Below are 14,438 nucleotides of genomic sequence, written 5' to 3' on the forward strand. Positions count from 1 at the left end.
TACATTCGATCCAGAGGTGATTCTTTCTGAAATTATCAATTGATGATGTTAACTCTTATACCAAGGAACAATTCCTAGAAGCCTTCGGCACTTTATTCGAACATTCGTCCTGGGTTGCAGAAGAGGCGTACAGCAAGAAGCCATTCACATCCATGAATCAGTTACACCAACAAATGAAGAATGTCGTTGAATCGGCGGATACGGAACGAAAGTTGATCCTTCTGCGAAATCATCCGGATTTGGGAGCCAGAATCGCAATGAGCGATCATTCTGTTCAGGAACAAGCCGGCGCTGGGCTACAAGCCTTATCAGAGGTACAGCACAGTGTGCTGTCCGAATTGAACCAGAAGTATACGCAGACCTTCGAGTTCCCATTCATTATTGCGGTGAAGGGGAAATCCGCTGACGAGATTATCGCCGCGATTAAGAATCGTGTCCATAACAGCTATGAGACGGAGTTTGAGACAGCCCTGCGAGAAGTATATCTTATCAGCTGGTATCGGCTTGAAGCATGGATGTTAGAACATATGGAAGAGGAGAGGTAATCAATATGACAAGAGATCAGCTAGGATCCAGAACGATGTATTACGGTAAGGGAGATGTGTGGGTGTTCCGTTCCTATGCTAAACCACTCACAGGGATTACAGTCATTCCGGAATCCCCTTTCCGCAGCCGAGAGAATGTGCTGTTCGGTATGAATATCAAAATTGCGGTAAAAGGCGAGGAGTTTCTAACCTCCTTTACAGAAGGCGACAATTCCCTTGTTGTTGCAACGGATTCAATGAAAAATTTCATATTGAGACATGCCGCTCACTATACGGGAGCCACGATGGAAGGATTTTTGGAGTATGCAAGCCGTCGTTTCATTGAAACCTACCCGCAGATGACCGGAGTTCGTATGAACGCTACACAAGTGCCATTCGAAAATGTACAGATTGGCTCTCCTGACGGCAATATCCCGAGCGATCTTGTCTTCAAATACTCGCACAACGAAAGTGCAGGAGCGATTGTAGAGGTAGAGCGCAGCGGAGAGGATATCGAAATAACTTATGCACAGAGCAGTGTCAAAAATCTACGCCTGATTAAAGTGAAAGGCAGCGGGTTTGCAGGTTTTGTCCGGGATGAATATACAACACTACCTGAAACTTCTGACAGACCGCTGTTTATCTTCCTCGATATTCATTGGAAATACAAGAATCCGGCGGACGGACTTGATGATACCCGTAACAGCTACGTTGATGCAGAACAGATCCGCGATATTGCAGCAACCGTGTTTCATGAGAATAACTCCCCATCCATTCAATATCTCATCTATCTGATCGGCCTTCGTATTTTGAAAAACTTCAGTCAATTGGAGGAAGTATCGTTTGAGTCCAATAACCGTACGTGGGAAACGATTGTAGAAACTGTAGATGAAGGTCCGGGCTCTGTATTTACTGAACCTCGTCCACCTTATGGCTTCCAAGGGTTCTCTATGACGCAGGAGGATCTTGCTGCTTATGAGAACAAGCCTCAAGAAGCAGGGAGTGTATAATGGCAGGCAGACTGACGACCCACGTGTTGGACACAAGCAGAGGTATACCGGGAAGAAGTATGAAGGTTGAGCTGTATTTCATTGAGAGTACAGGTGAGGCGAAGTATTTAGCGTCCGCTCAAACGAATGACGATGGAAGAATCGATGCTCCCTTTCTAGAGGGGGAGCTGACTATTGGCACTTATGAACTCCGGTTTTATGCAGGGGAGTATTTTGAATCTTTTTTGAATGAAACGGGAATTCGCTCGATCTGGGATGTGATTCCGCTGCGGTTCTATGTTGCCAGCGCTGAGGAGCATTATCATGTTCCATTACTGGTTTCACCTGGAGGCTACAGCACCTATAGAGGAAGTTAGTATAAGACGGCAGATGCCTCAGCTATAGTTAAGAGCTATGCGTCTACAAGGGAGGGCTTCTGATGAAATCGAATTATGAGGTCATTATCCAGGGCGGGCACGTTGTATTGCCGCATGGAGTAGAGAAGATGGATATCGGCATTAATGAAGGAGTCATTGTCGCGCTGGAGCCTCAATTGATTCCAGACGGGGACACGATGATATATGACGCAACGGACCTTGTCGTGATGCCGGGAGCCATTGATGCGCATGTCCATTTCAATGAACCGGGACTGGCTTCATGGGAAGGATTCGAGACAGGCTCTGCATCCCTGGCTGTGGGGGGGATTACAACATATATTGATATGCCGCTGAATGGTGTGCCCCCCACGACAACGATGCGCGGCTGGGAGATGAAGGAAGCGCGGGCGAAGGGTCACAGTTATGTGGATTATGCTTTTTGGGGAGGTCTTGTTCAAGATAATCTCGAAGAGCTTGCGCCGCTTGCAAACGTTGGTGCTGCCGGCTTTAAGGCTTTTATGTCTGAGCCGGGTGGTGAAGGAGAAGAAATCTTTACACGTGCAAATGATCAGACGCTGATTAAGGGGATGGAGCGTATCGCCGAGATCGGCGGGGTGCTGGCACTTCACGCAGAGAGTGATGAGATGACGAGCGCATTATCTTATGCCAAGCAATCGCGAGGGCAAGTCACTGCTAGAGATTACCTGGACTCGCGTCCACCGGAAGCGGAGATCGAAGCCGTTCAAAGAGCGTTAGTCTATGCCAGACAGACCGGATGTCCACTTCACTTTGTACATATCAGCACTCGGCAAGCCGTTGAGCTTATACAGACGGCGAGGATAGCTGGACTTGATGTCACGGTAGAGACTTGTCCCCATTACCTGGTATTGACCGAGGAGGATGTGCTTGAGCTAGGAGCCATTGCGAAGTGTGCACCTCCGCTGCGAACCTTAACCGAGCAGGAGCTGCTGTGGGAAGCCATAGAACAAGAACAGATTGATATCATTGCCTCTGATCATTCACCGTGCCTTCCATCCATGAAAGAAACCGATAACTTCTTCGAGATCTGGGGAGGTATTGCTGGTGCCCAGAGCACTTTGCTCCTAATGCTTGATGAAGGGTACGTGAAGAGAGGAATACCGCTGACGACAATTGCAAGACTACTCTCGGCAAATCCAGCGAAAAGGTTCGGACTCGCTGCAACTAAGGGGGAAATTCAAGTCGGTAAGGACGCAGACCTTGCAATCGTCGATTTTAATCAAGGATATGTTCTTAACGAACAGGACATTCGTTACCGGCATCCGCAGTCTCCCTATTTGAACAGAAGCTTCTCGTGTAGGATTAAAGGTACATTCAGTCGTGGCATTCTCGTTTATAATGATGTTACAGGATTAATAGAGCAGAAGCCGGGAAGATTCATTCCGGCTGGATTAAGGAAGACAATGGCAAGCAAAGGGGGAGATCTGTATGCCTGATTCTGCTGATATTACATCATTGCCGCTGCTTCAAGAAGAAGCGCTCGAGGCATATTCAACTCTTCTACATAAGTTACTGGATGATCTCGAAGAAATGTCCGCCAGTGAGGCGGGTGGATGCACTAGACTGCTGTACTCTCCTTCCTGGCTGGAAGCCCAGCATTATTTGGCGGCATTCATGAAGGAACGAGGGCTGGGTGTATCGTTTGATGAAGCCGGCAATCTGTATGGATGCCTGCAGGGAACAAGGAATGATGCTCCGCTGTATACAGGCTCTCATATTGATACGGTACAATCTGGCGGTAAGTTTGACGGTGCGCTGGGTGTGGCAGCAGGCATAGCCGCATTATTGTATCTGAAGGAGACATACGGAGAACCAAGCCGTTCGCTGGTTGCCTTATCGCTCAGCGAAGAAGAGGGCAGCCGATTTCCCTTTGCTTTTTGGGGATCAAGGAGCATCACAGGGCTCAGCAGTTGGGCTGCAGCCGGAGAGCTTAAAGACGCGGAAGGGATAACTTTACAGCAGGCAGCTGAAGCGGCGGGATTTGGACCTGATTCAGGACTTCGTTCTGGAATTGAAGCACCTGCCGGTTATGTGGAGCTTCATATTGAGCAGGGATCGGTACTGGAGCGAACGAATACATCCATTGGTGTCGTCACTGGAATCGTTGGGCAGAAGCGAATTGATATCACAGTTCAGGGTGAGGCCAATCACGCGGGCACGACGCCGATGTCCTATCGAAAGGATGCACTCGCTGGAGCAGCCGAGATGATCAGCGAAGTAAGGAAGCAGGCGATAGCCTATGGTGATCCGCTGGTAGCTACCGTCGGTAATATAGAAGTATTCCCTGGAGCTGTGAATGTGGTGCCGGGCACAGCACAATTTACACTGGATATCAGACACACGGATCAAGCTATCCTTCACGAATTTACTGAGTTCATCTTGCAACGAATTCAAACCATTGCAGATTGTTATGAGTTAATAGCCAGTTCAGAGGAGCATCTAGCTGTTGAACCGACGCCAATGAATCCGGCATGGGTAGAGAACACCGTAGAAATATGTGAGCAATTAGGGCTCAGTTATCGAAAAATGCCAAGTGGAGCAGGACATGATGCTCAAATATTTGCGAGCAAATGCGATGTTGCAATGATCTTTGTGCCAAGCAAGGACGGCATCAGTCATAATCCACTGGAGTATACGTCACGCGAACAGATTGACCAAGGATTTAAAGTGCTCATTGAGCTGCTGCATCAATATGGCTACAGGGGGAAGACAGATGAAGAAATATAAGGAACTAAACCCGTCACTTCGAACAATTATGACGCCTGGGCCCGTGGAAGTAGATCCGCGTGTGCTCCGAGCCATGTCATTTCCTATATTGGGTCAATTTGATCCCGAATTTACGTCCTTAATGAATGAAACGATGGAACTTGTCAGGGAAGTATTTCAAACGAATAATCAGTGGAGCTATCCCGTAGATGGTACGTCCAGATCCGGACTCGAAGCAGTGCTTGTAAGCATTATACAGCCTGGAGATAAAGTGCTGGTACCGATCTATGGCCGATTTGGGCACCTGCTGGTTGAAATTGCGGAGCGCTGCGGGGCAGACGTCGTTCACATCGAGACGGAGTGGGGCGGTGTATTTGATCCAGAGACGGTGATTGAGGCCATTCATGAGCATAAGCCCGGCATCGTAGCGATGGTGCATGGGGAGACCTCTACAGGGCAGATGCAGCCGCTCGCCGAGATAGGCAGAACATGCAGAGAGCTTGATATTCTCCTTGTTGTTGATGCAGTCGCTACCATTGGCGGAGTACCGGTCGAGACCGATAACTGGATGCTTGATGCGGTTATGGGAGGTACACAAAAATGTATTTCTGTTCCTTCCGGTATGGCTCCGATTACTTATAATGACCGAATTGAGCGTAAGCTCTTGTCCCGTAAAAGGGTTGAGCGGGGACTCAGAGACCCGGCTAATGTTGAACTTGCGAATGATGGACAGATGATCCGAAGCAACTATTTTGATCTGAGTCAGATTCAGGATTACTGGAGTGCTGCAAGGCTGAATCATCATACAGAAGCAACATCCATGCTTTACGCTCTTCATGAAGGGCTCCGAATTCTGCTGGAAGAAGGTCTTGAAGCCCGATTCCTAAGACATGAGCATAATGCCAGAGCGCTCGTGCAAGGAATTAAAGGGATGGGTCTCACCTTGTTCGGTAATGAAGAGAGTAAGCTTACTTGCGTAACTTGTATTAATATACCGGAGGGAATTGATGGAGAAGCTGTTCGCAGCAGATTGCTGCATGATTTCGGAATCGAGATCGCAAGTTCATTCGGTCCGTTAAAAGGAAAAATATGGAGAATTGGTACGATGGGCTTCAGCTGCAACCAGAAAAATGTGCTTCACACCTTGGGTGCATTAGAGGCTGTACTCATCCGGGAAGGGTATCGCTTGCCGGCTGGTGAAGCGGTACAGGCCGCACTGGATGTCTACTCTGTGGTCAATAAGGAGGAAATTTCATGCTGAATCAAATGCCTGTAGGTATGGAAGTCATGGTTACCTCACCACATTATTTAGCCAGCAGTGCGGGAGCAAGAATGCTGGCAGATGGTGGTAATGCCTATGATGCGGCGATTGCAGTAAGTGCTGCGCTGGCTGTCGTTTACCCCCACATGACGGGACTGGGGGGCGATTCTTTTTTTCTGACTTATAACGCAGCATCAGGAGAGCTATCTGGATACAACGGTTCAGGCCGCTCACCAGCTATGCTGACCAGAGAAATGTTTGAACAGATGCAGCTTCGATCCATTCCGCAGCGTGGTGTGTTAAGTGCGCTCACTGTGCCAGGGATGGTGGATGCCTGGTGGGAAGTATCTCAGAAGTTCGGGAAGCTGTCATGGTCCGATTTGCTTGCTCCTGCAGTCTTCTACGCAGAGCACGGCTGTCCGGTATCGCGCAACTTGAGAGAATGGCTCATCAAGGATGAGCAGTTTATTCGAGCGGATCAGGGTTTAGCTTCCGTCTTTTTGAAGGATGGAGAACTGCTCAAGGAAGGTGACATTCTTGTGCAGCAGGAGCTGGCTGCATCTCTCAAATTGCTGCAAAGCGGTGGGAAGGACGCCTTTTATAAGGGGGCGCTTGCAGACCAGATCACGAGTGCGGTGAAGAAGGATGGCGGCTTTTTGCAAAAAGAAGATTTCGAGAATCATACCGGGCAATGGGTAACTCCTGTATCTACGGATTATCGAGGTTATGAAGTCTATCAAATGCCCCCGAATTCGCAAGGCTTCTCCGTACTAATGATGCTGAATATGCTTGAGCATAAGGACATATCCTCCATTGAACGCATTTCAAGCAGTTATTATCATCTCATGACAGAAGTGACGAAGAAGGCATTCCGTGATCGTGATCGATATTTAACAGACCCGGATTTCAGAGAGATTCCACTTAAGGAGCTATTGTCTAAGCCATATGCCGATAAGCTATGGCAGGAGATTGAACAGCACCCGAATAAGGCGGAGCCGACATTGTCCAAAGCCATGGGCCAGGATACAGCTTATGCAGCGGTAGTCGACCGTGAAGGAAACGCAGTCTCCTTCATCCAAAGCCTCTATTTCGATTTTGGCTCAGGATATATGCCTCAGGGAACCGGTATCGTTTTACAGAACAGAGGTTCATTCTTCTCTCTAGATCCAAGTGAAGCCAATGTACTGGAACCAGCCAAGCGCTCCTTCCATACCTTGATGCCTGGAATGGTATTTAAAGATGGGAAACCATACTTGCTGCTAGGGACCCAAGGCGGTGAAGGTCAGCCGCAAACCCAGCTGTCACTTCTTACGGCTGTACTGGATTACAACTTGTCCGTTCAAGAGGCGATTAGTCTGCCTCGCTGGGTGTATGGACGTACTTGGGGAGAAGAAGGAGATGAGCTGAAGCTGGAACAGCGGTTTAATGATGAAATATTGGATGAGCTCAAAGAGATGGGTCATAAGGTACGGGCTCTTGGTCCCTGGGACGATCTGATGGGGCAGGCTCAGGGAATTTTGATTCAAGAGAACGGATTGCGCAGCGGGGCTGCTGATCCGCGCGGCGACGGAGCTGCGATCGGCTGGTAAGAGAATATATGAATTCGTAAAGAGCACCTGTACACATTTGAATCTTGATCAAGGGGAGGTCGTTATATGGGAACGATCCTCATTAAAGGGGCTCAAATCGTCACCATGAATCCGAATGAAGAAGTGTTGATAGGTGACTTATTAATAGAAGATAACCGGATCAAGGAAATCGCGGCAAGCATTGATGTTACAGCGGACCGCATCATTGAAGCGGGCGGCAAAGCACTTCTGCCTGGATTCATACAGACGCATATCCACTTATGCCAGACCTTGTTCCGCGGAAGGGCGGATGATCTGGAGCTCATGGATTGGCTTCGCAAGCGGATCTGGCCGCTGGAAGCAGCACACGATGAGGAGTCGGTCTATTACTCTGCTCTGCTCGGGCTGGGTGAACTCATAGCGAGCGGCACGACCACCATTCTGGATATGGAGACTGTACACCATACGGAATCGGCCTTTCAAGCCATTGCACAAAGTGGAATCAGGGCCCTCTCTGGAAAGGTCATGATGGATCATGGTGATGAAGTGCCTCTGCCGCTGCAAGAGACAACTGCGGATTCCTTGCAGCAGAGCGTCGCTCTACTTGAGAAATGGAACGGCTTTGGTGGAGGAAGAATTCAATATGCCTTCTGCCCGAGATTTGTTGTCTCTTGTACAGAGGAGCTTCTAACCGAGGTTCGTGATCTGTCGGCACAATATAATGTGAAGGTGCACACCCATGCCTCTGAGAATCGGGGCGAGATTGAGCTTGTCGAGAATGAACGGGGGATGCGGAACGTCGTATATCTGGATCATATCGGACTTGCGAATCAGCGGCTCATTCTTGCACATTGTGTGTGGTTGAGTGAGGAAGAGAAGGAGATTATACGCAAGCGGGATGTCAAGGTAACACATTGTCCTGGCTCAAATATGAAGCTGTCTTCCGGCATCGCTGACATTCCGGATCTGCTGAACCGGCAGGTTCATGTGGGCATCGGAGCAGACGGTGCTCCATGCAATAACAATCTGGATATGTTCCAGGAGATGCGATATACAGCTCTTATTCATAAAGTAGAGCATGGACCGACAGTTATGGACGCGAGGACAGTCCTTCGCATGGCTACGATGGGCGGTGCTGAAGTGCTTGGTCTGGCCAAAGAGATTGGCAGCCTTGAGGTTGGGAAGAAGGCAGATCTGGTCCTGCTCGACTTAAATGATTTTCATACGTATCCATCCCATGAGGTTGATGTCTATTCCCGTGTCGTATATTCAGCCACACGAAGCAATGTAGATACCGTCATAATTGATGGGCAGATTGTCCTTGAGAACCGTATGGTCAAGACCATTGACAGGGGCATTGTGCTGAGAGAAGCAGATCTGAGTATAGCCCGGTTAATGAAGAGAAATAAACATATATCTTAACATGGATTGTCCCGGATACGGGCGGCAGCTGCCGCTCGTATTTATGCATTCTGAAGCCATGTCAGCTTTATGCAGCCAATATCATTAGGAGGGAATCGGTATGGAAATGCATGATATCTGCAAGCTGGTTCAGACCACGGAAACAAAGCTTGTGCTTGCTACCGCTGTATATGTAGAAGGTCATGCCTACCGCAAACAAGGTGCAACTATGCTGTTCGCAGAACAGGGGCTCATGTATGGAAGCATTAGTCCTGGATGTATAGAGACCGATCTCTCCTTGCATGCAGAGTATGTAATGTCTACTGGATGTCCACAAAAAATCGTCTACGATATGCGCCCGGACGATGACCTCTCTTGGGGCGAAAATATGGGCTGCGGCGGCTTGCTCCACATTTTGCTGGAGCCTGTCGATGCGTTATTGAAGCAGATACTGCTGGAAATGGGCGGGCTGCTAGATCGTGGAATTCAAGTTGACCTGCGTAGAACCTGCTCTGCGGACGAGGGAGCAATTCGAGATTATTCCGTTCAATACATTCCCCATAAGGATAGCGAATCTTCAAAATCACATGCTAAAATAACCAGCCATCCAAGTCTCGCAGCTCAAGAGTGGCACAGTGGGGGATGGCTATACTCTCATACTTACACACCGAAGCCGAGGCTTATTGTAATCGGTGCGGGAAATGACAGCCTTCCCGTCGTTCGTATGGCAATAGCCTCCGGGTTTCGAGTAGTGGTAGCTGACTGGCGTGAAGCGCTTGTCAGTGCAGACCGATTCCCGGGTGCAGAGCTCTTGGTTGGTTTTCCAAATGAAATCTATCGACATCTCCAAATAACAAGCCAGGATTATATATTGCTGCTAAGTCATCATTATCCTCATGAACGCAGCTTCCTCGAATTGTTGTCAGCTGCGTCTTACACCTATTTAGGTATTTTGGGTTCCCGGACGAGAACTTCCAGATTGTTAGAAGGACTTCCTGCCTTGCCTCGACTACACGCACCGGTGGGCTTAGCTATTGGATCAGAAGGACCGGAGGAAATTGCGATTGCTGTTGTCGCAGAGCTTATTTCCGTTAAGCGAGGTCAGCCATGGAGTACCGGTAAGGAGGGGAAGACAGATGCGAAAGGCAGGAATCATTCTGGCTGCAGGAAGCAGTCAGCGAATGGGTGAACCCAAGGTGAATCTTCCTCTGATTGATGGGATATCGATGGGAGCCGTGGTACTTCAACAGGCAATTGCTTCTGAGCTCGACTTCATCGTCGTGGTCGTTAGACCGGATGATCCGCTGACATGGGTCAGTACAGCTGAAGAGCAGAAGGTATATATGTCCGTGTGCCATGAAGCACGGGGTGGAATGTCTTATTCGCTGCGGGAAGGAATCAGTTCTGTGAAGGAAAAAGGAGCCGATTGTGCCATGATACTGCTTGCAGACCAGCCCCTCATTCAACAGGCGCACATCAATCAACTGATTGCATGTTTTAAGTCTTCTCCTGATCTTGATTATGTAGCGGCCAAAGATCATGACGAGCTTAAGCCGCCCATTTTGTTTAGCCGTACCATGTTTAACTCTTTAATGCAGCTCAAAGGGGATGAAGGCGCGAGGAAACTACTGCGAAGCAGTTCTTTTCAAGGCATCGGCATTTCTTTTGAGAGTGATATGTTCCTAGATGCGGATACAAAGGAAGAACTTGCTGTAATCAAACAAAAATTGTCGCAGGAAAGCAAGCTTGTACATTCGCATTCAGATGATCTCTATCAAGATCAAGATACATAGGAAGCTGGAGGGGGTACTTCAATGTCATTGAATGAGCATAATCCTATAACTTATCCAACCGTATGGCGGCCTGGAGATCTATATGAAGCAAGGAATGTAGCAGAAAAATTGAATGCAGGCTATGTCTGGGCTTCAGGTACAACGCTTCTGCGAACACAGTGGGAGATGGGTACCGCGCTGATGCCGGGTCATCTGATCAGCCTGGATCGAATCCAGGAGATTCGGAACATATCAGAAGATCCGGAGAAGCTGAATATTGGAGCCATGTGCAGGCTCCGGACATGTACCGAGGACATTCGAATTCGGGACAGCTTCCGACTCATTCATGATGCAGCTGAAGTCATCGCGGCTCCTTCTATTCGAAATCTAGCCACCATCGGGGGCAATGTCGCTTCAGGTGTGGGAGATATCATTCCAGCCCTTCTCGTCTACGATGCTTCACTGCTATGGCTAGCCGAGAAGGGGCTGGAAGAAAAGAGCCTTCTGTCCTGGCTTGAGGAATGGAGAACAGGACAGCGGAATGCTTCTGATCTGCTGCTGAACATCTATATTCCGTTAGAGACGAGAATCCATACGCATGGTCAGAAATACCGACCTGTCTCCTTCTTCCACAAAATCGGCAGAAGAGAAGCTTTTACTCCTTCATTAGTGACCGTTGCAGTTCATGGATTCATAAATGAGGCAGGCACGTGGGATTCCATAGCGATTGCAGCAGGCGGAGGCTCCGGTCAAGCGATGAGGCTTAGAGAAAGTGAAGCCTTGCTGCGCGGACACAAGCTGGAGGAGTCCTCTCTAACCAAGCTTGCTGAAACGATTGAAGCGGAGTTCGTAACCTATTCAGATTTGTACGCCTCAGAAGCTTACCGCAAGCAGTTGGCTTCGAATCTGATTGTATCCGGATTATGGAAGTCCATGAAACAGGTGTCCATGGGAGAAGGAGTGTGAAGCTTAATGCGGCTAAACAAGGAAAACAGTGGAAAGAGATGGTATACCCGACCAGATGGCAAAGAGAAAGTAACGGGTACACTACAGTATTTAACCGATAAATCACTTCCCGGCATGCTGTATGGAAGGGTACTTCGAAGCATCCATCCCTATGCGAGGATCGTTAGTGTAGATACTGCGGCTGCTGAAGGTCTTCCTGGTGTGCAAGCTGTGCTTACCCATAAGGATGTTCCAGGGATGAACGCCTTCGGCATCGCTACCCCTGATCAGCCTGTCTTCTGTGATGAATTGGTTCGTTACACAGGAGATGCCGTCGCAGCAGTAGCTGCAGACACACTGGAAATAGCGGAAGCTGCCCTTAAGCTGATCAAGGTCAAATATGAAGTGATGTCACCACTCAGCTCCCCAGAAGCAGCGCTTGCTCCAGATGCGCCTAAGCTACACCCGCATGGGAATATTTTGCATCGTACGGAAGTGAAGAGAGGGAATGCGGAAGCTGCGTTTACAGAAACAGAGCATATCATCAGAGAGACATACTATACGCCTCGTCAAATGCACACCTATATGGAAACAGAGGGAGGACTGTTCGTTCCGGAAGAGAACGGCAGACTCAGTGTGTACGCACCGACCCAGCATGGTTACAAAGACAGAATGCAGCTATCCCGTATTTTAAATATGGATGAGGAAATGATTCGGGTCGTCTCCAGCCCAATAGGCGGATCGTTTGGAGGCAAGGATGAGCTGAATGTTCAGCCCTACGGTGCGCTGCTGGCCCTGAGAACCAAACGTCCAGTCAAAATTCATAATTCTCGCAAAGAGTCTGTGCGTGCCGGGTTGAAAAGGCATCCGATGAAGATTGTGATGGAGACCGGATTTACGAAGGAAGGGTTGATAACTGCTCATCGTGTAAGAATTACAGCCGATACAGGAGCCTATGCGACGCTTGGTGCGCCTGTATTGAACTTTGCGACAGAGCATTCCATGGGCCCTTATTCAATTCCACATGTAGATGTGGAAGGGCTATCGGTCTATACCAATAATGGAGTTTCGGGTGAGTTCAGAGGGTTTGGCGGGAATCAGGCGATCTTTGCTATGGAAGGACAGATGGATCGTGCTGCTGCACAGCTGGGGATAGATCCATGGGAGCTAAGAAGACGGAACCTTAGAAGTAACGGTGATCCAGGACCACTGGGTCAGCAAATTCTGGTTACAAACGGGCTGCAGGAAGTATGGGAAGCCGTTCATCATTCAGATTTATGGATACATGAGGAGCGTACCGAGCTTCCACCTTGGATCCGTAAAGGGAAGGGTGCTGCGATAGCAATGCACGGAGCGGGTCTTGGTTATGGCATTCCCGATCCTGCGGGAGGCAGATTGCGGCTGAATGAGGAGGGGAAGATTGAGGCGGCCTTCAGCTACGAGGAATTTGGGCAGGGACTCGTATCGACCCTCGAGATCATGCTGTGTGAGCTGTTTGACTGTGTCCGGGAGGATCTTGAGATTGTAATTGGAGATACCGATCGTGTACCGCACAGCGGTTCGAGCACGGCTTCCCGGTCAACCACGATGGCTTGGATGGCATTGCAGCGGTTAAAGTCACCGTTCCGAGACAAGATCACTCGTCTCACCAGCGAAGCGACCGGGATTCCCGCACATGAGCTTGTCACCGGACCAGGGGGAATTTGGCGCAGGGGCCGGGAGAATGGACAGGATCAATACAGGGTTCTGTCATTTCTAGAAATCACACAGCTTGCGTCAGCTGAAGAGCTTACCTTTGATACCAAATTTGACTATCCCACAACCCCCGACGAAGTCGTTGGTGGACATTATTTATATACCTATGCCGCGGTTATGGCAGAGGTTGAGGTGAATACCTTGTCAGGTCAAGTGAAGGTTGATGACATCAGACATGTCGTAGCGGCGGGTCCGGTTATGAATCCCATGGGTTATGTCGGCCAGATTGAAGGCGGCAGCGGGATGGCCCTCGGGTTTACACTGATGGAAGATTCCCTCATGGAGAATAGTGAATACATGACAACAAATCTGGACACGTATCTCATTCCAACTATTCAAGATATGCAAAAAAGACTGGATGTAGAGGCGATTGAAAATTTGCCGGAAAATGATCCATTCGGACCGAGGGGCATAGGAGAGATTGGATCTGTTGCTCTGGCTCCTGCTATTGTCAGTGCTATATATCAGGCAACCGGAGTCTGGCTTAATAAGCTGCCTGTTCAGAGAGAGCAGCTGATCAAGCCCGTATTCAGCGATAAAAAGGAAGGGGTGCAGCCATCATGATGGGAAACGAAATGATGGAGTGGAGCTGTACGATAAATGGAAGTGATGTTCAGCTGACGGTTCCGGCTACCGAGAGACTGGTGACGATCCTCCGGGATCGTCTTCAACTGACAGGTACGAAAATAGCCTGTGAGATTGGCCGCTGTGGAGCCTGCATGGTGCTATTAAATGATGAGCCGGTAAATTCCTGCCTGCTTATGGCTTATCAATGTGACCATCAGCAGATCGTTACGATTGAAGGTCTCGCACCTTCTAATGATGATGAGCTTCATCCTATACAGCAGGCCTTTATCGATGAAGGAGGATTCCAGTGCGGATATTGCACACCAGGCATGATTTTGACGACCAAAACATTACTGGATGCTCATCCTGAACCAAGCCTGGAGCAGATTGAGAAGGCCCTTTGCGGTAACTTATGCCGCTGTACCGGTTACGGAGGGATTATACGAGCCGTACAGCAAGCAGCCTGTACGAAGGCGGCGAAGCCTTTGCAGGAATAGCATAACTTGAATAGCTTGGCGACTACTCATATCGATA

General features: G+C 49.0%; 13 protein-coding genes. All 13 read left to right on the top strand.

Going from position 1 to position 14,438, the window contains the following annotated elements; genetic code table 11:
• The first annotated feature begins 38 nt into the window (after positions 1 to 38).
• A complete protein-coding gene (gene uraD, locus BLW49_RS08875) occupies positions 39 to 545 on the top strand; it encodes a 2-oxo-4-hydroxy-4-carboxy-5-ureidoimidazoline decarboxylase (protein ID WP_256209707.1) in 507 nt (168 codons plus the stop codon).
• 5 nt (positions 546 to 550) lie between these two features.
• Positions 551 to 1,534, top strand: a complete 984-nt coding sequence (pucL, locus tag BLW49_RS08880; RefSeq protein ID WP_090724137.1) for a factor-independent urate hydroxylase — start codon at positions 551 to 553, stop codon at positions 1,532 to 1,534.
• On the top strand, positions 1,534 to 1,890 hold the full coding sequence (gene uraH / locus BLW49_RS08885; RefSeq protein ID WP_090724138.1) for a hydroxyisourate hydrolase: 357 nt from the start codon (positions 1,534 to 1,536) through the stop codon (positions 1,888 to 1,890). Before pucL ends, uraH begins: the two co-directional genes overlap by 1 nt.
• Before the next feature lie 62 nt (positions 1,891 to 1,952).
• Positions 1,953 to 3,365: an allantoinase AllB gene (allB, locus tag BLW49_RS08890; protein WP_090724139.1), complete on the top strand. Its 1,413-nt coding sequence runs from the start codon at positions 1,953 to 1,955 to the stop codon at positions 3,363 to 3,365.
• Positions 3,358 to 4,656, top strand: coding sequence for a M20 family metallo-hydrolase (locus BLW49_RS08895; RefSeq protein ID WP_090724140.1), 1,299 nt, complete (start codon positions 3,358 to 3,360; stop codon positions 4,654 to 4,656). Before allB ends, BLW49_RS08895 begins: the two co-directional genes overlap by 8 nt.
• On the top strand, positions 4,643 to 5,896 hold the full coding sequence (locus tag BLW49_RS08900; RefSeq protein ID WP_076312697.1) for a pyridoxal-phosphate-dependent aminotransferase family protein: 1,254 nt from the start codon (positions 4,643 to 4,645) through the stop codon (positions 5,894 to 5,896). Before BLW49_RS08895 ends, BLW49_RS08900 begins: the two co-directional genes overlap by 14 nt.
• Positions 5,890 to 7,485, top strand: a complete 1,596-nt coding sequence (gene ggt, locus BLW49_RS08905) for a gamma-glutamyltransferase (RefSeq protein ID WP_090724142.1) — start codon at positions 5,890 to 5,892, stop codon at positions 7,483 to 7,485. Before BLW49_RS08900 ends, ggt begins: the two co-directional genes overlap by 7 nt.
• Positions 7,486 to 7,551: 66 nt before the next feature.
• Positions 7,552 to 8,886 carry a 5'-deoxyadenosine deaminase gene (locus BLW49_RS08910; protein WP_090724144.1) on the top strand — a complete coding sequence of 445 codons (1,335 nt, stop codon included), beginning with the start codon at positions 7,552 to 7,554 and terminating at the stop codon, positions 8,884 to 8,886.
• A 100-nt stretch (positions 8,887 to 8,986) separates the two neighbouring features.
• On the top strand, positions 8,987 to 10,054 hold the full coding sequence (locus BLW49_RS08915; protein WP_090724145.1) for an XdhC family protein: 1,068 nt from the start codon (positions 8,987 to 8,989) through the stop codon (positions 10,052 to 10,054).
• Complete coding sequence (locus BLW49_RS08920; protein ID WP_090724148.1) at positions 10,002 to 10,658, top strand: nucleotidyltransferase family protein; 657 nt, start codon at positions 10,002 to 10,004, stop codon at positions 10,656 to 10,658. Before BLW49_RS08915 ends, BLW49_RS08920 begins: the two co-directional genes overlap by 53 nt.
• Before the next feature lie 21 nt (positions 10,659 to 10,679).
• Positions 10,680 to 11,603, top strand: a complete 924-nt coding sequence (locus tag BLW49_RS08925; protein ID WP_090724150.1) for an FAD binding domain-containing protein — start codon at positions 10,680 to 10,682, stop codon at positions 11,601 to 11,603.
• A gap of 6 nt (positions 11,604 to 11,609) precedes the next feature.
• A complete protein-coding gene (pucD, locus tag BLW49_RS08930; protein ID WP_090724152.1) occupies positions 11,610 to 13,901 on the top strand; it encodes a xanthine dehydrogenase subunit D in 2,292 nt (763 codons plus the stop codon).
• Entirely contained in the window at positions 13,901 to 14,401 is a 501-nt protein-coding gene (locus tag BLW49_RS08935) for a (2Fe-2S)-binding protein (protein ID WP_076313499.1), read from the top strand. Before pucD ends, BLW49_RS08935 begins: the two co-directional genes overlap by 1 nt.
• Positions 14,402 to 14,438: the final 37 nt, after the last annotated feature.

It is taken from the genome of Paenibacillus sp. PDC88 (genome assembly GCF_900106725.1).
GTDB classification, from domain to species: domain Bacteria; phylum Bacillota; class Bacilli; order Paenibacillales; family Paenibacillaceae; genus Paenibacillus; species Paenibacillus shunpengii.